17 protein-coding genes are annotated in these 17738 nt (G+C 67.6%); 7 read left to right on the forward strand and 10 right to left on the reverse strand.

Annotated elements, in window-relative coordinates; all coding sequences use genetic code 11:
* The first annotated feature begins 9 nt into the window (after positions 1-9).
* Positions 10-396 carry a DUF2237 family protein gene (locus AC5Y46_RS20115; RefSeq protein ID WP_499946247.1) on the forward strand — a complete coding sequence of 129 codons (387 nt, stop codon included), beginning with the start codon at positions 10-12 and terminating at the stop codon, positions 394-396.
* Here AC5Y46_RS20115 and AC5Y46_RS20120 read toward each other — a convergent pair whose 3' ends face one another.
* Genes AC5Y46_RS20120 through AC5Y46_RS20130 form a run of 3 tightly spaced genes read right to left on the reverse strand, consistent with a single transcriptional unit; the run spans position 397 to position 6263 of the window.
* On the reverse strand, positions 397-1716 hold the full coding sequence (locus AC5Y46_RS20120) for a M1 family metallopeptidase (RefSeq protein ID WP_499992662.1): 1320 nt from the start codon (positions 1714-1716) through the stop codon (positions 397-399).
* Positions 1716-5612, reverse strand: a complete 3897-nt coding sequence (locus tag AC5Y46_RS20125; protein ID WP_499992664.1) for a Pls/PosA family non-ribosomal peptide synthetase — start codon at positions 5610-5612, stop codon at positions 1716-1718. The genes AC5Y46_RS20120 and AC5Y46_RS20125 overlap by 1 nt, the downstream gene beginning before the upstream one ends.
* A 9-nt stretch (positions 5613-5621) precedes the next feature.
* Positions 5622-6263: a GntR family transcriptional regulator gene (locus tag AC5Y46_RS20130; RefSeq protein ID WP_499992666.1), complete on the reverse strand. Its 642-nt coding sequence runs from the start codon at positions 6261-6263 to the stop codon at positions 5622-5624.
* Positions 6264-6325: 62 nt separating this feature from the next.
* On the opposite strand from AC5Y46_RS20130, the gene AC5Y46_RS20135 reads away from it, so the two are divergent.
* From AC5Y46_RS20135 to AC5Y46_RS20145, 3 genes are read left to right on the forward strand one after another with little or no spacing between them, the layout of a single operon-like run.
* A complete protein-coding gene (locus AC5Y46_RS20135) occupies positions 6326-7672 on the forward strand; it encodes an LLM class flavin-dependent oxidoreductase (RefSeq protein ID WP_499992670.1) in 1347 nt (448 codons plus the stop codon).
* Positions 7665-8849 carry a CaiB/BaiF CoA transferase family protein gene (locus tag AC5Y46_RS20140; RefSeq protein WP_499992673.1) on the forward strand — a complete coding sequence of 395 codons (1185 nt, stop codon included), beginning with the start codon at positions 7665-7667 and terminating at the stop codon, positions 8847-8849. The genes AC5Y46_RS20135 and AC5Y46_RS20140 overlap by 8 nt, the downstream gene beginning before the upstream one ends.
* A 13-nt stretch (positions 8850-8862) precedes the next feature.
* The gene (locus tag AC5Y46_RS20145; protein WP_499992675.1) at positions 8863-9771 is read left to right on the forward strand and encodes an HpcH/HpaI aldolase/citrate lyase family protein; all 909 of its coding nucleotides are present in this window, start codon (positions 8863-8865) and stop codon (positions 9769-9771) included.
* On the opposite strand, the gene AC5Y46_RS20150 is transcribed toward AC5Y46_RS20145, so the two are convergent.
* A complete protein-coding gene (locus AC5Y46_RS20150) occupies positions 9758-10150 on the reverse strand; it encodes a type II toxin-antitoxin system VapC family toxin (protein WP_499992677.1) in 393 nt (130 codons plus the stop codon). The two genes, AC5Y46_RS20145 and AC5Y46_RS20150, sit on opposite strands and share 14 nt — an antisense overlap.
* Positions 10147-10404 carry a type II toxin-antitoxin system Phd/YefM family antitoxin gene (locus AC5Y46_RS20155; protein ID WP_499992680.1) on the reverse strand — a complete coding sequence of 86 codons (258 nt, stop codon included), beginning with the start codon at positions 10402-10404 and terminating at the stop codon, positions 10147-10149. The genes AC5Y46_RS20150 and AC5Y46_RS20155 overlap by 4 nt, the downstream gene beginning before the upstream one ends.
* 141 nt (positions 10405-10545) lie before the next feature.
* Here AC5Y46_RS20155 and AC5Y46_RS20160 point away from each other — a divergent pair, with 141 nt between their 5' ends.
* Together AC5Y46_RS20160 and AC5Y46_RS20165 are read left to right on the forward strand one after the other, a co-directional pair.
* On the forward strand, positions 10546-12048 hold the full coding sequence (locus AC5Y46_RS20160; RefSeq protein WP_499992682.1) for a carboxylesterase/lipase family protein: 1503 nt from the start codon (positions 10546-10548) through the stop codon (positions 12046-12048).
* Positions 12048-13043, forward strand: a complete 996-nt coding sequence (locus tag AC5Y46_RS20165) for a D-2-hydroxyacid dehydrogenase family protein (protein WP_499992683.1) — start codon at positions 12048-12050, stop codon at positions 13041-13043. Before AC5Y46_RS20160 ends, AC5Y46_RS20165 begins: the two co-directional genes overlap by 1 nt.
* On the opposite strand, the gene AC5Y46_RS20170 is transcribed toward AC5Y46_RS20165, so the two are convergent.
* From AC5Y46_RS20170 to AC5Y46_RS20185, 4 genes are read right to left on the reverse strand one after another with little or no spacing between them, the layout of a single operon-like run.
* The gene (locus AC5Y46_RS20170; protein ID WP_499992684.1) at positions 13021-13611 is read right to left on the reverse strand and encodes a TetR/AcrR family transcriptional regulator; all 591 of its coding nucleotides are present in this window, start codon (positions 13609-13611) and stop codon (positions 13021-13023) included. The two genes, AC5Y46_RS20165 and AC5Y46_RS20170, sit on opposite strands and share 23 nt — an antisense overlap.
* A 28-nt stretch (positions 13612-13639) precedes the next feature.
* A complete protein-coding gene (locus tag AC5Y46_RS20175) occupies positions 13640-14716 on the reverse strand; it encodes an NAD(P)H-dependent amine dehydrogenase family protein (protein ID WP_499992686.1) in 1077 nt (358 codons plus the stop codon).
* Positions 14717-14749: 33 nt separating this feature from the next.
* Positions 14750-15448 carry a VC0807 family protein gene (locus AC5Y46_RS20180; protein WP_499992687.1) on the reverse strand — a complete coding sequence of 233 codons (699 nt, stop codon included), beginning with the start codon at positions 15446-15448 and terminating at the stop codon, positions 14750-14752.
* 32 nt (positions 15449-15480) lie between these two features.
* Positions 15481-15972, reverse strand: a complete 492-nt coding sequence (locus AC5Y46_RS20185) for an anthrone oxygenase family protein (protein WP_499992689.1) — start codon at positions 15970-15972, stop codon at positions 15481-15483.
* A gap of 88 nt (positions 15973-16060) precedes the next feature.
* On the opposite strand from AC5Y46_RS20185, the gene AC5Y46_RS20190 reads away from it, so the two are divergent.
* Complete coding sequence (locus tag AC5Y46_RS20190; RefSeq protein ID WP_499992690.1) at positions 16061-16537, forward strand: NUDIX hydrolase; 477 nt, start codon at positions 16061-16063, stop codon at positions 16535-16537.
* A gap of 145 nt (positions 16538-16682) precedes the next feature.
* Here AC5Y46_RS20190 and AC5Y46_RS20195 read toward each other — a convergent pair whose 3' ends face one another.
* On the reverse strand, positions 16683-17735 hold the full coding sequence (locus tag AC5Y46_RS20195; RefSeq protein ID WP_499992692.1) for a DUF2330 domain-containing protein: 1053 nt from the start codon (positions 17733-17735) through the stop codon (positions 16683-16685).
* Between the last annotated feature and the right edge of the window lie 3 nt (positions 17736-17738).

A 17738-nucleotide genomic window follows, 5' to 3' on the forward strand; every position in this document is an offset into this window, starting at 1 on the left:
CCTGATCGCTTGCCTGATCGCAACGTGCTGGGTGGCCCGTTGGAACCGTGCGGCAACGAGCCGGTGACTGGCTTCTACCGGGACGGCTGCTGTTCCACCGGGGACGAGGACCGCGGCTTGCACACCATCTGCGCCGTCGTCACCGCCGAGTTTCTCGAGCACCAGCGCTCCATCGGCAACGACCTCTCGACACCGATCCCCGAATACCGGTTTCCCGGCCTGCTGCCGGGTGACCGCTGGTGCGTCACCGCGCGCAACTGGCTGCGCGCCCATCAGGATGGCTGCGCCGCACCGGTGGTGCTGGCGTCCACCCACCAGCGCACACTCGACGTGGTGCCGCTGGAGGTGCTGCAAGAGCACGCCGTGGACGTTCCCGACGACCTGGCGAACCTGTAGTCACGGCACCTCGGTCGAATACAACCAGGCCTCCCACAGCGGCTCGAGAGACTCGTCGGTGTAGCCGGCAGCCAAACCGGTGAAATCGTCGGTAGCGGCGGTCGCGTGCCGATATCGTGCAGTCCAATCCTGGAGCAGTGCAAAGAAATTCGAGTCACCGAGCCGGTCGCGCAACGCGTGCAACGTCAACGCACCACGCTTGTACACCCGGTCGTCGAACATGTCGCGCGGTCCCGGATCCGTCAGCAACAGGTCTTGCGGTTGGTGCCGCAGCTCCGCGTGGTAGTGCCGGGCCAGCTCGTCGGCGCTGGGCCCACCGCTGTGCTCCGACCACAACCATTCTGCGTAGCAGGCGAAGCCTTCGTGCAGCCAGATGTCGTGCCACCGACGCGCGGTCACCGAGTTGCCGAACCACTGATGCGCCAGTTCGTGGGCGATCAGCCGCTCGCTGTCCCGGCTGCCGTCGCAATGGTTGGCGCCGAATATCGAAATGCCCTGCGCCTCAAGGGGAATCTCGAGGACGTCGTCGGTGATCACCACCGTGTAACCATTGGCCAGCGGGTACGGGCCGAACAGGTCGACGAACAGCTTCATCATCTGCGGTTGGCGGGCGAAATCGTGGTCGAATTCTCGCCGCAGTCGCTCGGGCAACGCGGCGCGGATCGGTACCGGTGTCCTGGCCAACCGGGCCAGTTCGTAGACACCGATCTGCAAAGTGATCAGGTAGGTCGACGTAGGTTCGGGTTGTTCGTAGATCCAGACGGTCTGTGACGCGCGGGCACGTTGCGAGACCAGCTTGCCGTTGGCCACTGCGGTGTAAGCGCTTTCGGTGCTGACCTGGATGCGGAATGCGGCTTTGGCGCTGGGGTGGTCGTTGCACGGAAACCAGGACGCGGCGCCATTGGGTTGTCCGGCGACAAGGGCACCGTCCGTCAACTCCTCGAAACCGACATCGCCCCACAGTGTTCGGAGCGGCTTCGGGCTGCCGCCGTAACGCACTACGACCGACATCGCGGCCCCGGAGGCCAACTTTGATGCCAAAACGATGCGCAATTTGCCGCTGCGGCAACTGAAGCGGTCTGCGCTCTTGCCGTTCACCCACACCTTCGACACGGACAGCGCGCTGGACAGATCGAGAGTCAACGACTCCAATTCGGTGGTGGTCACCGCGGTGATGGTCGCGGTACCCGAAAGTCGATTGATGCCGACCTTGTACTCCAGATCCAGCTCGTAACGCGACACCGAATATCCGACGTTGCCGTTCTGCGGCAGGTATGGATCCATCGCGCCGTTCTTGGCGTCCTTCTTCGCCGATGACATCAGGCCGCCGTGTCTTCGACCCGAGCCCTGTTCTTACGACCGGTTTTCTTCCGGCCGGAGTTCCAGGGCCGCACCGGATTGCCTTGCCAGCGGGTCGATCCCGGTACTTCGTCGCCGCGCACCACCAGCGACGCTGGGCCGACGGATGCTCCGGCACCCAACCGTGCCGCCGGCAGGGCAACACAGTGGGGACCCAGAGTTGCACCGGATTCCAGCACGACGCTGTCCATCCGCATGATCCGGTCGTGGAACAGATGGGTCTGCACCACGCAACCGCGGTTGACCGTGCTGCCCGCGCCCAGCACGACGAGATCGGCTTCGGGCAGCCAGTAGGTTTCACACCAGGTGCCGCGTCCCACCACCGCCCCGAGCCCCCGCAGCCACAGGTTCAGCGCCGGTGTCCCGGTAGCCGCACGCGCAAACCACGGCGCCGCAACGGTTTCGACAAAGGTATCCGCAAGCTCGTTGCGCCACACGAACGACGACCACAACGGATATTCACCCGCCTTGATCCGGCCGACCAGCAGCCACTTCGCCACCACGGTCACCGCCCCGGCCACAACGCCGGCGGCCAGCAGCACCAGCCCGCCACCAAGAGCGGTCCACCAGAGTCCGAATCGCGTTGCCAGAGCCTGCAACCCGCCCAGCACTGCCAACCCGATCGTCGCGGTGGCCACCATCGGCAGCAGCCGACAGACCTCCACCGCGGCCCGCATCACCTTGACCCGGGTCGGTGGATGGTAGGTGGTCTCCTCGTCGGCTTCGGTGGGTCGCCGGCGCAGTCGCATCGGCGGGCTGCCCAGCCAGGACGAACCGCGTTTGGCTTTCGGCGGCGCGGCGGACAACACCGCGACCAGCCCGTCTTCGGGCACCCGGCGGCCGGGCTGGGCGATACCGGAGTTGCCGAGGAACGCGCGCCGCCCGACGGTCGTCTCCGCCGCGTAGATCCATCCGCCGCCCAGCTCATACGACGCGACCATGGTGTCGTCGGCCAGGAACGCGCCGTCCTCGATGACGGCGAACTTGGGCGTCAGCAACACCGTGGAGATCTCTGTGCCCCGGCCCACCCGGGCGCCCAGGACCCGCAGCCAGATCGGCGTCAACAGGCTGGCGTACACCGGGAACAGATAGGTGCGCGCCGCATCCATCAGCCGCTCGGTGGTCCACAGTTGCCAGCCGGCGCGGCTGCGCACCGGATGGTAGCCCTCGCGCAGTCCGATTGACAACGCCCGCACCGCAATCACGGTCACCGCCGCGTAGACCGCGACCGCGGCCACTGTCGCAGCCGGCGCCCACAACAACGCCGGCAGTACCGCGTCCGACAGGCTGCTGGTGTGGTGAACGGCCAGCGCGATGACCGCCAGACCGCTGGCCACCGCCAGCACCGGCAGGCCGGCCAGCAGCAGCGACGTCAACCCGTAGACGGCCACCCAGTGCGGACGCGGGGCTGGTCGTTCGTCCGGCCACGGATGCTTGACCCGGCCGGACTTCGCCGCCGGGGAACCTTTCCAGTACTGGCCGTTCTTGATCTTGCCGACCACGCTCGAACCGGGTGCCACGTCGGCGTTCTTGCCGACGACCGCGCCGGGCAGCAACGTCGTTCGCGCACCGATGGTTGCGTCGTTGCCGATCGTGATGGCGCCGAGGTGAAATGCGTCCCCGTCGACCCAATGCCCGCACAGGTCCACCTCGGGTTCGATCGCGCTGCGCGGACCGACCGTGAGCAGGCCCGTCACCGGGGGCATCGAATGCAGGTCGACACCCTTGCCGATTTCGGCACCCAGCGCACGAGCGTAATAGACGAGCCAGGGTGCGCCGGCGAGGTTTTGGGCGCCACTGGCCGCGGCCAACCGCTCGGCGAACCACACCCGCAGGTGCACCGAGCCGCCGCGAGGGTAGGTTCCCGGCTTGACGCTCCACAACAGGATGCGCGCGCACAACACCGCGATGCCCATCCGGCCCAGCGGCGTGACGAACACGACGAACGCGATCCCGAGCAGCCACCAGTTCACCGCGACCGTCCACGGCACCACATGCAGGGCACGGGCGAGATTGTTCCCCAATCCCAGCCAGGTAACCCATTGCAGCGCAGTCAGTCCCGCCAGCGGGAGCGCCGCCAGCGTCTGGATCAGCTGGGCACGCAAGGGGATCGGTCGAACCACCCGCTCGGTCGGCCGCGGCGGCGCCTCGAGTTCGTCGAGAAAACCGGCCAGCGAACCCAGCCGCGGATGGTCGTACAGGTCGGCCACGGTGAGCTGAGGGTACTGCTGTCGCAAAGTCGCGATCAGTTGAGCGGCGGCCAACGAATTGCCACCGAGCTCGAAGAAGTCGGACTGAACGTCAGTGGCGTTGCTGCCCAGCAGGGTTCGCCATAGTTCGGCCAACCTTCCCGCCGTGCCGGCCAGGTCCGGCGCCACGTCGGTGCCGTCGTTCGCCGGCCACGGCAGGGCGTCCCGATCGACTTTGCCGGATGTGCGGGTGGGCAACTCGTCGATCCGCACCAGGCGCGGCACCAGCGCGGCGGGCAGGTGCTCGGCGAGTTGGAGACGAGCTTTACCGACATCGAATTCGGGGTCGGCGCTCACCACATACCCGACCAGCACCGTCGTGCCGGCGGTGGTGCGACGGACCGCTGCCGCCCCGCCACTTACCCCCGGCAGGCTGACCAGGGCGGTGTCCACCTCGCCCAACTCGATGCGCCGTCCCCCGATCTTGACCTGATCGTCGCCGCGACCGCAGAAGTACAGCCCGTCGCGCTCGAGGCGGACGAGATCGCCGCTGCGGTAGGCCCGCTTCCAGCCCAATGTCGGTATTGCCGCATACTTTTCGGCGTCTTTGGCTTCGTCCAGATAGCGTGCCAGACCGACCCCGCCGATGACCAGCTCGCCGGTGTCGCCGTAGCCCACCGGTTCTCCGTCGGCACCGACAACGGCCAAGTCCCAACCCGCCAGCGGCAGCCCGATGCTGATCGGCCCGGAACCGTCGAGTCGGGCAGCGCAAGCGACCACCGTGGCCTCGGTGGGGCCGTAGGTGTTCCATACCTCGCGGCCCTCCACCGCCAACCGCTCCGCGAGCTCGGCAGGACACGCTTCGCCGCCGAAGATCAACAACCGCACCGCTTCCAGCGCTTCGGCCGGCCACAGCGCGGCCAGCGACGGCACCGTCGACACCACGGTCACATCCCGGGTGACCAGCCAGGGTCCCAGATCCGTGCCGCTGCGTACCAGCGACCGCGGCGCCGGAACCAGGCAGGCGCCGTGCCGCCAGGCCAGCCACATCTCCTCGCATGACGCGTCGAACGCCACCGACAGTCCGGCCAGCACCCGGTCACCCGGCCCGATCGGGTTGTCCTGCACGAATATTCGCGCCTCGGCGTCTACGAACGCCGCGGCGCTACGATGAGTCACGGCGACACCCTTGGGGGTACCGGTGGATCCGGAGGTGAAGATGATCCATGCGTCGTCGCGGGCCAGCGGGGCCTGTGCCCGCCAGCCGCGGGACGCGCCCTGGGTTCGTTGAATGCCCTTTTCGCTGATCACCGCAACCACGTCGGCTTCGCCGAAGACCAGCTCGGCCCGTTCGTCGGGATCGTCGGCGTCGACGGGCACGTAGGCGGCACCGGCGGCCAGCACCGCCAGGATCGCGACGTACAACGAGTAGCTGCCCGACGGCATCCGGATGCCGATCCGGTCGCCGCGGCCGATGCCGCGGGCGGCCAGCCACGCGACGCTGGCATCCATGTCCTCCAGCAACTCGCTGTAGGTCAGCTGCACCTCGCCGTCGTCGATTGCCACCGCGTCCGGATAGCGGGCCGCGGTCTCGTGGACGATGTCGATGAGCGTGCGCGGATTTGGTGCGTCAGCCGACCGCCGAAACTGCGGGGGAATGTCGGGCACGCTAGAACCCTAGTCGCGCCGTTCCAACCACTCGGCCAGCGAGCGTCCGGCGTCCAAAACGTGTCGTTCGGCGATGGTGCGGGCCCGCTCGACGTCCTTGTCGGCCAATGCATCGAGCAGCTCCCGGTGCTCGTCGAGCGAATGCTTCTCGTGGTCTGGGAACAGGGTGAGGAAGTTCGTCGGCACGACTCGCGCGGCCTGCCTGATTTGGGCCATCAACCGTGGCGAGTGCGCCGCGCGGTGAATCTTCTGATGGAAGTGCCAGTTGGCCTCGCCGATGCTGTCCTCGCCGGAGCGGGCGGCGACGTCGGCGGCCAGTTCGCGCAGCATCGCGAGTTCGTCGGGATCCACTCGCTGCGCGGCCCACGCCGCCGCCTGCCCGGTCAGCACGCCCAGGATGGTGAAGCTGTCCAGCACGTCGTCCGGGCTGATGCCGATCACCGTCACGCCGCTGCGCGGTGCGACGCGAACCAGGCCCTCGAAAGACAGCTCCAACAACGCTTCACGAACCGGGGTCCGGCTGGTGGCGAATTCCTCGGTGATCGCGTCGAGGTCGATACGCGCCCCGGCGGGCAGTGCGCCGGTGAGGATGCGGTCGCGCAGTTCGCGCGCGGCCCGCTCGCGCACGGTGCCGGAGATGTCGATGGCCACGCGCCTAGCGTAACAAACACCACATTTGAAATCTGATATATCAGATGTTAGATTCGCCAACCATGCGAGCAGACAAGATCGCCCTCGTTGCCTTCATGCAAGCCGGCAGCACCTCCGTGTACGCCGGATCGTGGCGACACCCCGCCACCGAGCACCGTTACCTCGACGCGGCCTACTACGCGAAGATCGGCCGTCAGCTTGAAGAGGGCTGCTTCGACCTGATGTTCTTCGACGACCGGCTGGCCATGCCCGGGGTCTACGGCGGATCGGTGGCAGATGCCGTCAGGTACGGCGCCCGTCCGGTCAAGCTCGACCTGGGTGTGGTGCTCGGGGTGCTGGCCGAGGCCACCTCGCGCATCGGGCTCGGCGCCACCTACTCCACCACCTACTACCCGCCGTTCCACGTCGCGCGGACCTTCGCCTCGCTGGACCATCTGTCCGGCGGTCGCGCCGCCTGGAATGTGGTGACCTCGGTCAACGACAGCGAAGCGCACAACTTCGGTGTCGACGCACATCTCGGTCACGACGAACGCTACGACCGGGCCGACGAATTCATGGACGTGGTCACCGGGTTGTGGGATACCTGGGAGGACGACGCGATCCTGCACGACCGCGATTCGGGCCGGTACGCCGATCCGGACAAGGTGCACGAGCTCGGTCACGTGGGGCAGTACTTCTCGGCGCGCGGGCCGCTGACCGTGCCGCGCACTCCGCAGGGGCGACCCGTCATCATCCAGGCGGGCTCGTCGGGCCGCGGGCGCGAATTCGCCTCGCGCTGGGCCGAATTGATCTTCACCGGCGACCCCGGAATCGACATCGCCCGCAGCCATTATGCCGATCAGAAGGAGCGCATCGCCGAGGCCGGACGCGATCCCGGCGCGGTGCGGATCTGCCCGATGGCCTACGCCGTGGTGGGCGAATCGGAGTCGCATGCCAAGGAGCGTGAGGCGATGTTCCTCGACGACCTCGTGCATCCCATGGCGTCGCTGACACTGTTGTCGGAGCTGATGAACTACGACTTCGCGCAACACGATCTGGACGATCCGGTCACCGACGAACTCATCGCCTCGGTGTCGGGCATCCGCGGGTTGGTACAGAACCTGCGCACCCATATCGGCAAGGACACCGTGACCGTGCGCGACCTGGCCGGCCACCGCGCGACGTTGTTGCAGGGGCCGCGGTTCGTGGGCACCGGCGAGCAGGTCGCCGATCAGATGGCGGACTGGTTCGAGACCGATGCGTGTGACGGATTCGTCTTGGCGGCAACGCATCTGCCGGGCGCCTTCGAGGACGTGGTGCGCATGGTGGTGCCGCAGTTGCAGCGACGAGGGCTGTTCCGCACCGCCTACGAGTCGTCGACGTTGCGTGGCCATCTGGGCCTGCAACGCCCGGTCACCGCCCATGCTTGACGGCCTGCGGGTGCTCGACCTGGCCACCCTGGCCGCCGCCCCACTGGTGGCGACCTATCTGGGTGAGTTCGGCGCCGAGGTGATCAAGGTCGAGCAGCCCGGGCTGGGCGACCCGATCCGGGCGTGGGGGAACCAGCGCGACGGTGTCGGGCTGATGTGGAAGTCCATATCGCGCAACAAGCGCTGCGTCACTTTGGATTTGCGCTGCGCCGAGGGACAGGATCTGGTGCGCCGCTTGGTCGAGCACGCCGACGTCGCCATCTTCAACACCAGGCCGCAGACGTTGCGCAAGTGGGGCCTGGACTACGAAAGCCTGCGCGCCGTCAACGATCGCATCGTCATGCTGCACATCACCGGCTACGGGTTGACCGGCCCGAAAAGCGAACGGCCCGGATTCGGCACGCTCGGTGAGGCGATGAGCGGATTCGCCCACCTCACCGGCCAGGAAGGCGGACCGCCGACGCTGCCGCCGTTCATGCTGGCCGACGGCGTGGCGTCGCTGAATGGTGTATACGCGGTCATGATGGCGCTGTATCACCGCGACGTGCACGGCGGGCCTGGTCAGCTGATCGACGTGAATCTCATTGACCCGCTTGCCCGATTGCTCGAACAGACACTGCTCGGGTATGACCAGCTCGGCCTGGTGCCACAGCGATCCGGCAACCGGTGGGACATCTCGGCGCCGCGCAACACCTATCGGACCGCCGACGGCCGGTGGCTGGCGATGTCGGGCAGCTCGCCGGCGTTGGCGCTGCGGGTGTTCCGGGCCATCGGCCGGTATGACCTGGTGGACGACGCGGACTTCTCCGATCCCCAACGCCGGCTCGCCCGGGCCCGGGAGGTCGATGCCGTGGTCGCGGATTGGGTTGCCGCCAAGACACTTTCGGAGGCGATGCAGGTTTTCGAAGCGCACGAGGTGGCCGCCGCACCCGTCTACGACATCACCGATCTGGTCGCCGATACCCAGCTCGCCCACCGCAACGTGTTCGTCTCCGTCGCCGACGACCAGCTCGGTCCGATGACGGTGCAGGCGCCGGTGCCGCGGTTCTCGTCAGCCTCCGGGACGGTCGAGCATCTCGGACCCGGCCTCGGGCAGCACAACGCCGAGGTTTACGGCGAACTACTGGGCCTGGGCAACGACGACATCGACGCACTGCACGCCCGAGGCGTGTTGTGAGAGAGGCAGATTCATGACCGGCTTGCTACGGCGTTCGGAGCTCGCGGTGCCCGCGAGCAACGACAACATGTTCGAAAAGGCCGCCGGCTGCGGTGCCGACCTGGTGTTCCTCGACCTCGAGGATGCGGTACCGGCGGCGTTCAAGGAATCCGCGCGGGCCAAGGCGATCGAGGCGCTCAACGACATCGACTGGGGCCGCACCGTCCGCGCGATCCGCATCAACGGGCTGGACACCCCGTGGTGCCACGACGACCTGATCGAGGTGGTGACCAAAGCCGGCCACAATCTCGACACCGTCATCATCCCCAAGCCCCGCACCGCCCGCGACGTGTGGTGGGTCGACGTGCTGCTCACTCAGCTGGAGGCAAAACTGCAGCTGGACAGGAGGATTCGTCTCGAGGTGCTCATCGAAGAGGTCGAGGGACTGGCCAACGCCGAGGCCATCGCGGCGGCCAGCCCACGGCTGGACGCGTTGATCTTCGGGGTCGGCGACTTCTCGTTGTCCCAGGGCGCCCGGGTGGACACCAATTTCGTCCCCCTCGGCGAATATCCTGGGGATTTCTGGTCTTACGCGCGCAACAAGGTGATCGTGGCGGCCCGCATTGCGGGTATCGACGCGATCGACGCGCCTTATCCGGACTACCAGGATCTGGACGGCTACGAACGCGACGCCCGGCGCGCCTCGCTGATGGGCTACACCGGGAAGTGGGCGATCCACCCGAACCAGGTGCCCGTCGCCAACCGGGTGTACGCACCGACCGCCGACGAAATCGTCTTGGCGCAAAGGAATGTCGATGCCTACCGGGAAGCCGAGGCCAACGGGCGCGGTGCGGTCGGGGTCAACGGGGTGCTCGTCGATGCGGCGCACGTGAAGATGGCCGAACAGACGTTGGCGCGCGCCGCACTGATCAGATCGCAATGACCTCGACATCGGGCATATCGGCGTAATCGCGATCCTGGGTGACGACCGGAATGTCGTGTGCGATTGCGGTCGCCGCGATCCAGCTGTCGTTGACGGGGACCCGGCGATTGGCCGCGCGGAGACGCGAGACCAGCAGCGCCCAGGCCTCAGAGACCCGCTCATCGATATTCAAAGGTTCAAACCGCTGGGCCAGTTGATAAGTCGAGAGGCGTCGTGCTGACGCTTCGGGACCAGTGGCTTGCAGTACGCCGAGACGCAGCTCACCGAGCGTGATCACCGAGACGCCCCATTCGTACCCGGCGAATCGATCCGCATCCAACCGCGCCGCTTCCAGGCCGACGAACACCGAGGTGTCGGCCAGCGCGCGGCGGACCGTCACCACGAGAGATCGTCGGTCGTGTCCGTCAGCGCTTCCCTTAACTCGTCGCGAAGACCGGTGGAGTCGGGACCGAGGCGCTGCAACTCGCGGATGATTTCGGCTGCGGGAAGCCACGGTCGCCGCCGCGGTAGCGGAACAATCTTGGCAACCGGCCGATTCTCTCGCAATACTTCGATCTCCTCGCCCGCCTCGACTCGTCGCAGGATTTCGGCGGTGTGATTGCGCAGATCGCGAGCGGGGACATTGGCGGACATGCAACGAATGTAGCTCCGTTGCTACAGCTGTAGCAAGCCGATCGTCTCTCGGGAAGGACGGCGCCATCAGTTGGACGTCGCACGCCGCGGAGATCCTCGACGCCGGGTAGCCGCGGCAACATCGTGCGGCACACTGGGTCGGTGACCGAGGTTTCCGTCGAGACGGGCGCTGTCCGTGGACGTCGGTATGACGATGTCACCGTGTGGCGTTCCCTTCCGTACGCCGCCCCGCCGGTCGGGCCGCTGCGCTTCAAAGCACCCCAACCTGTCACACCCTGGACCGGCGTGCGCGACGCGACCCGCTTCGGCAACGCCGCGCACTCGCATCGGTTCAGCTCGCCGCTGGGCGTCATCAAGCGGCAGATTCAGCACGAGGACTGCCTGACCCTCAACGTCTGCGCGCCCGTCAGCGCGGCGACGACCCGACCGGTGCTGGTGTTCATCCACGGCGGCGGTTATTTCGAGGGCAGTGCCGCGTTGCCGGTGCATGACCCGATGCCGCTGGTGCGCCGCTTCGGCATCGTGCTGGTCACGGTCAACTACCGATTGGGCGGCCTGGGCTTCGTCGACTTCTCCCGGTACTCACCGGACTTCGACGCCAACCTCGGTCTGCGCGACCAGGTCGCCGCGCTGGCCTGGATACGGCGCAACATCGCCGCGTTCGGTGGGGATCCGGACAACATCACGGTGTGCGGTCAGTCCGCCGGCGCCAGCGCGGTGATGACGCACCTCGCCGTGCCCGCAGCACGCGGGCTGTTCCATCGGGTGATCGCGCAGAGTCCGATTCCGGATGCGGTGCGCACGCCCGACCAGGCCGCCGAGACCGCACGCCGGGTGGTCGAGGCGCTCGGCGCCGACGGAGACGACACCGCCGACGTCCTGCGCACCGCACCCGCCACCGCGATCACCAGCGCCGCGATCCGGGTGATGCTGCGCACCGCGCGCGCCGTGCCGTGCCAGATGTCGCTGGCGCCGGTCGTCGACGGCGACTTCCTGCCCGAGGACCCGACGACGGCAATCGCCGCCGGGCGCGCTCACCGCGTCCCGTTGCTCACCGGTTCGATGCGCAACGAGATGGGTCACGCCGGCTGGATACCGGTGCGCCCGTTCGTGGACCTGTTCCCGACGACACCGGCGCGGGTGGACCGCATGTTCGCCGCCACCGACCCCGACGCCCGTGACACAGTGCTCGCGCACTACCCGGACTATCCCAGCGCCGCGGCGCTGACGCGGCTGGCCACCGACTGCTTCTTCGTCCGGCCGATGATCGCGGCCGCCGACGGCCATGCCCGCCATGCTCCGACGTATCTGTACCGCATCGACTACGCCCCGCCCGTGCTGCGCCGGATCGGGATGGGCGCCATCCACGCCATCGACGTGCCGTTGGTCTTCGGGGGCGCCGGCACTCAGGCGCTGGCGGTCGGCGGGCGCCGCGAGTACCGCGCCGTCAGCGACTGGCTGCAGCAGCATTGGGTCGAGTTCGCCCGCTCCGGCTCGCCGGGTTGGTCCGCCTACTCCGAAGACCGGGCCGCGGTGGTCATCGACGGTCCGGATCCGCAGGTGGTGCCCGGCCTGTACAGCCGGACGTGGGCGGCGTGGCGGCATTACGCCGGGCCCCAGCGCACGTCCGCGGCCGCACGCTGATGGCAGACCGCACGCCCAGGGTGGCGATCCTGGACGACTACGCCGGCGTTGCACTGGATCTCGCCGATTGGTCGCCGGTCCGCAACCGTGCCGAGCTCACTGTTTTCGACCGGCACCTCTCCGAAGCCGAGGCCGTCGAAGCGCTGCTGCCGTTCGAGGTACTGTGCACGCTGCGTGAGCGAATGGCATTGCCGCGCACCCTGATCGAGCGACTGCCGAACCTGAAGTTGATCACCATCGTCGGCCGCAATCTGCCCAACCTGGACCTGCCCGCCGCTACCGAGCACGGCATTCTGGTGGCCCACACCGATTTCGCGCATCCACGGTTCCGCGCCGTGCGCGACGCGACCCCGGAATTGGCCTGGGGGTTGCTGATCGCCACGGTCCGCAATCTGGCCGAAGAGCATCGACGCATGCGCGACAGCGGCTGGCAGAGCACCGTCGGTATGACGCTGTCCGGCAAGACACTTGGCTTGGTGGGTTTGGGGCGGGTCGGCAAGCGCATGGTCGAATACGCGCAGGTGTTCGGAATGGAAGTCATTGCGTGGAGCCAGAATCTGACCGAGGAGGCCGCTGCCGCGGTCGGGGTTCGCCGGGTGGAGAAAGCGGCGTTGTTCGCGCGGTCCGACATTGTCTCGCTGCACCTGGTGCTCTCGGAGCGGACCCGGGGCGTGGTGGGTGAGCACGAACTGAGCCTCATGAAACCAGACGCCTTTCTGGTCAACACCTCTCGGGGACCTCTGGTCGATGAGGCCGCGCTGATCGACGCGCTGGCCGGTAACCGCATCGCGGGGGCGGGTCTGGACGTCTTCGACGTGGAGCCGTTGCCGGCCGGGCATCCGCTGCGCATGCTGCCGAACGTGACGTTGTCGCCGCATCTGGGGTACGTCACCCGGGAAATGTTGAGCGCGTTCTACGCCGACACGGTGGAGGCGGTGGTGGCGTGGCTGGACGGGAAACCGGTGCGGATCGCTAACCCCAGTGCGGGCTCTTGACCGCTTCGAGGGACCGGGTGACGTACTCGTCGAGCGACCGCGAAGTCGACGCCGCACGCACCCATTGCCGGAACCCGTAATCGCCTGCGGCGAAAGCGAGTTCGACCAACAGCCCCGGCCGGATGTCGCGATCGGGGTCGGCGCGCATGCGCTCGGCGATCAGCTTGGTGGCCCGCTCCCGGTCCTGTGGTGTGTGCAGCGTGACCTTGTCTAGCAGATCCGGGGCGACCAGCAACGCCGCCCGCCATTCGTCGCAGTCGGCCCGGTCGAACGACCGGGTCCGGATGGTGATGGCGTTGACCAGGGCCACATCCGGCGACTCGTCGGCGGGTCGTTGTTCGAGCAGGTTCACGATCGCGGCGCCGCCGTGGCGCACCGGGGCCAGCAGCAACTCCTCCTTCGTCGGCACGTGCCGGAAGAAGGTACGCGGCGAAACCCCTGCGGCGGTAGCGATTTCCTCCGTCGTCACCGCGTCGTAGCCGCGTTCGGCGAACAACCGGAACGCCGCGCGCCTGATGTCGGCGCGGATCTGGGCGCGCTGGCGATCCCGCAGCGACTCGCCGGTCATCGCAACGAGCCGATCCCGAGAACACCGCTCATCCGCCGAATTTCGCCGCTGCGCGTCCGGCGAGCAGCGGCAGATCCAGATAGGTCTTGATGCCGGGTGCCGCGGCACAGACGTAGGGGATGGCATTGACGCAATGGTTGGCGGTGACCACGATGCCCGGGTTGCGGACCAGTCCTTCGGCGATCGACTCCGGCTGCAATCCCTTGAACGTCAGGCTCACGTCGGGGTCGCCGGTGATCTCGACCTCGAAGCGCTCGCCCTGCTCGCCGAAATCCCAGGCCGGGTCCAGGTTCTCCTCGCCCATCAGCCAATTCACCGCGGCGGTGATCACCGGCTCCCCGTCGACCAGGGCCTGCCAGCGGAACCGGCGCGCCGCCACGGTGCCCGGTGCGATCGGAACCGGGTCGTAGTCGATGTCGCCGGTCGCGACGGCGATGTCCTGAGTCGTCCTGATCGCCGGATCGATACGAAAACCCATGACATCGGCGATCATTCGCACCGACTGTTTGAAGCCGGCTTCCAGCAGTCCGGCCATCGGGCCCTGCACCGCTTCCTCGGGACTGCCGCCGAAACCCATGATGTGCCGCACCACATCCGGGGCGTTGTAGGTGCGGATGTCGGAGAATTCCTCGGCCCGCACGTGGGTGACCGCCGAGGACAGCGACGACACCATCAGCGGGAATCGCTCGGTGATGCCGCCGGGGTGGATGCCCGAACCGTGCAGCGTCACCCCGGCCTCGGTTGCGGCGTCGGCGACGGCCTTGTGCCGGGGGTTGGTCAGGTCTGGATACACCCAGCCGACCGGGGTCACCACGTTCTTGCCCGAACGCAGGATCGCGATGACCTCGTCGTCGTTGGGAACCAGCGGGCTGTACATCACGCAGTCGGCCTCGAGGGCGAGCACCTCGTCGACGCTGGTTGTCGCCGTGACGCCGATGTCCTGGATGCCCAGGATCTGCCCGACGTCCACGCCGTTCTTCGCCGCGCTGTGCACCTTGCATCCGGCCAGTTCCAGCTCCGGATGGTTCAGGACGCATTCGATGGCGGCCTTGCCGACGCCGCCGGTGGCCCATTGGATGACGCGCAATTGAGCTGGTCTGGTCACCAGCGGCAAGCTATGCCGTTATGGCAGTCACTGTCAAGCAGTGGCGCGTGCGGCGGCCGCCGCGTCGCGCTGCTGGACGAACTTGCGGAACAACGTGGTGGCTGCCGTGATGCAGGCGACGAGCAGGGCCGAGCCCACCGTGACGATGAGGATCTGGGAGATGTCGACGGGCAGGGTGAAGATGCACGCGACCGCGGCGAACGGGAACACGGCGCAGACCAGACCCAGCTGCACGCACAGCCGGGTGTGCAAGCTGTGCCAGTCGCGGATGTCCTGCTCGGTCCAGCCCCGTTGCGGCAGGGCCGCGTCGGCGAGGCTGGGCATGATCGCGCCGGTGATCATCTTCGAGCTGGGCTTCCGGGCCACGCCGCTGACCACCACCGACCACACGATGAAAGTGGTTGGGATGAGTTCGGTGACCTGGACAATGCGCGGGTTCTTGGTGGTGAACGCGACGGCCAGGGAAACCGCGGCGCAGACCAGCACGGCGATGTTGACGAATTCGACCTTGCGTTTGCGTACCAGCGTGTACAGACCCTGCAGGGTGGCGACGACGATCGCGCCGACCAGCGCCAGGTAGGGCGTGACGCCGAAGATGCGCAGTCCGTAGTAGGCCAACACCGGCGGCACGGTGTTGATGACCGTGGTCCAGGCGTATTCGCGCAGACTTTTCGGGGCGTCGAACCCGGCACTCGGGGATTCGCCGGTCAGAGAATCGGTTTGATGTGACACGCTGCGAGCGTAGCCGACGTTGTTAGGTCTGCCTAACTACGGCGGAAGAGGCCGACGCCCAGCAACGCCGCGCCCAGCAACGGGCAGACGGTGCGGACGTGGTTCCACGCCGTCCACGGACCGGCGTAGTCGCGCCAGGCTGGGGCGGCATCCGTGGTGGGGCCGAGACTGTCCAGCTGGTTGTTCAGTGGCACATTGAAGGCGGCTGTGACGACGACCGCGGCGGCGGCCAGGATCGCCCCGGCCAGGAGGTAGCCGCTGCCGGATCGGCGCAGCTGTACCACCGCTACGACGCCGACCGCCAGCGCCGCGACAGCTGTCCCGAAGAACAACAGCAAGAACGGTGTATTCGCCTGCGCCTCAGCATTTATGCCGCGCATTGCGGTGATCGCGACGGGCGCGCTGACGCGATCCAGGCCGCGCATCACGAACGTGGAGAAGGCGAAGAACAGGCCGCCCACCGCGGCGCTGCCCAGCGCGGCGACGGTGATCAGAACGTTGACCGGGCTGACACGTAGATGCATGACGGCAGTCAAACATTGTCGCCGTGACGTTCGCGTGTCGTGTCGGGTGTAATGGCCGGATGGAACCGGCGCCGGTCATCACGTACTCATGCCGAAGCTGAGCGCTGGTGTGCTGCTGTACCGGGTGCGGGCCGGGGTGGTCGAGGTCCTGATCGCGCATCCGGGCGGCCCGTTCTGGGCCCGCAAGGACGACGGCGCCTGGTCGATCCCGAAAGGCGAGTACGCGCAGGGGGACGACCCGTGGCAGGCCGCGCGGCGCGAGTTCGGCGAAGAACTCGGGCTGGAGGTGCCCGACGGTCCGCGCATCGACTTGGGCGCGGTCAAACAACCCGGCGGGAAGGTGGTCACCGCCTTCGCCGTCCGGGCTGACCTGGACGTCACCGACGCGCGCAGCAACACCTTCGAAATGGAGTGGCCGCGCGGTTCGGGCAAGGTCCGGGAGTTCCCCGAGGTCGATCGGGTCGGCTGGTTTGCGGTGACGCAGGCGCGCGGCAAGCTGTTGAAAGGGCAGCGGGAGTTCCTCGATCGGCTGGTTGCGCATCCCGGCGTGGCGGGACTTTCGTAGCTTCGCGCTCCGGCGCGGCGGTGGGCGGGTGAATCGTTGGCGTTCAGTGTGAAAGGACGGCTTTGGGTGTGCGTTCAGGGCGGGATCTTCGGCAGATCTGCGCCCAGGGTTCACCCGCAGAGCCGTAGCTTCACGCTCAACGCCCTCAGCGCACAGTTGAGCGCCGGCGTCGCAAGACCACCCACGCCAGCGCCGACCCGAAGCCCGCCACCAGCAGCACCCCCAGCACCACGAACTCCACCGGCACCGCGACGTCGTCGTTGACGACGATCACCTGCCGGTAGGGATCGTCGCCCGAAGCATTGCCGAACGCGAAATCCGAAGTGATGCGCGAGGTTTGACCAATGGCCACGGACGTCTTGGTCAGGAACGCGCCGTGGTTGCCGACGAGTTCGAGCAGCGTCGGGTCATGCACGGCACCGGCGACGTTTCCGGCGAACCGGACCTCGGTGGTCTGCCAGGACTTGTCGACGTCGGTGCGCTGCTGGCGGTGGTCGGACAACGTGTAGACGGTGACATGCTGCGGGGACGCGGCGGCGACCGACAGACGCATGGGGTAGACCAGTTGCGGGGACCGGAAGGTCAATCGCACCGGGTCCAGCCCGCCCACCATCGGTGCGCTGCTGGTCAGCCGCAGCGCCACGAACGCCCAGCCGTCACGGACGTACGGTTCCAGTGCCTGCGACACCGCCGGTTTGATCCCGTATCCGTTGGCGTCCAACCACTCTCGCAAACCGCGCAGATCGCCGCCGGCCAGCGTGGTGGCCTCCAGCGGGCCGAGGCGCACCTGGCTCAGCACGTCCGGAGCCCTCGCACCGGCCAAAGCGCCCTCGCTGCTCGGCGAGGCGCCCGCAAGCGACCCCAGTTTCCAGTGCCGGTGATGCCGGATCTGCGGCGCGGTCAGCTGATCGAGTTCGGTGAACGTCGCCTTGTCGGCGGCGGCGACCGTCGCCGGGCTCGGCGTCGGCACCACCAGGGCGACGTTGTCGGTGGAGGCGTCCATCGCGAGTTGCATCAGGATCGTCTCGGTCGTCCCGTCCCAATGAATCAGCGCCACTTCACGATTCATCGTCGCGTTCGCGCCGGGCGGGGCGACCGCGGCACCGCACGCGCAGGCGTGGCCGGCCGCGGCCAGCGCAATGCCGGCGGCAACGAACACGGTGACCATCACCAAACGGCATACCCGACGCACCGTCATCAG

The organism is Mycobacterium sp. NGS59 (genome assembly GCF_059812345.1).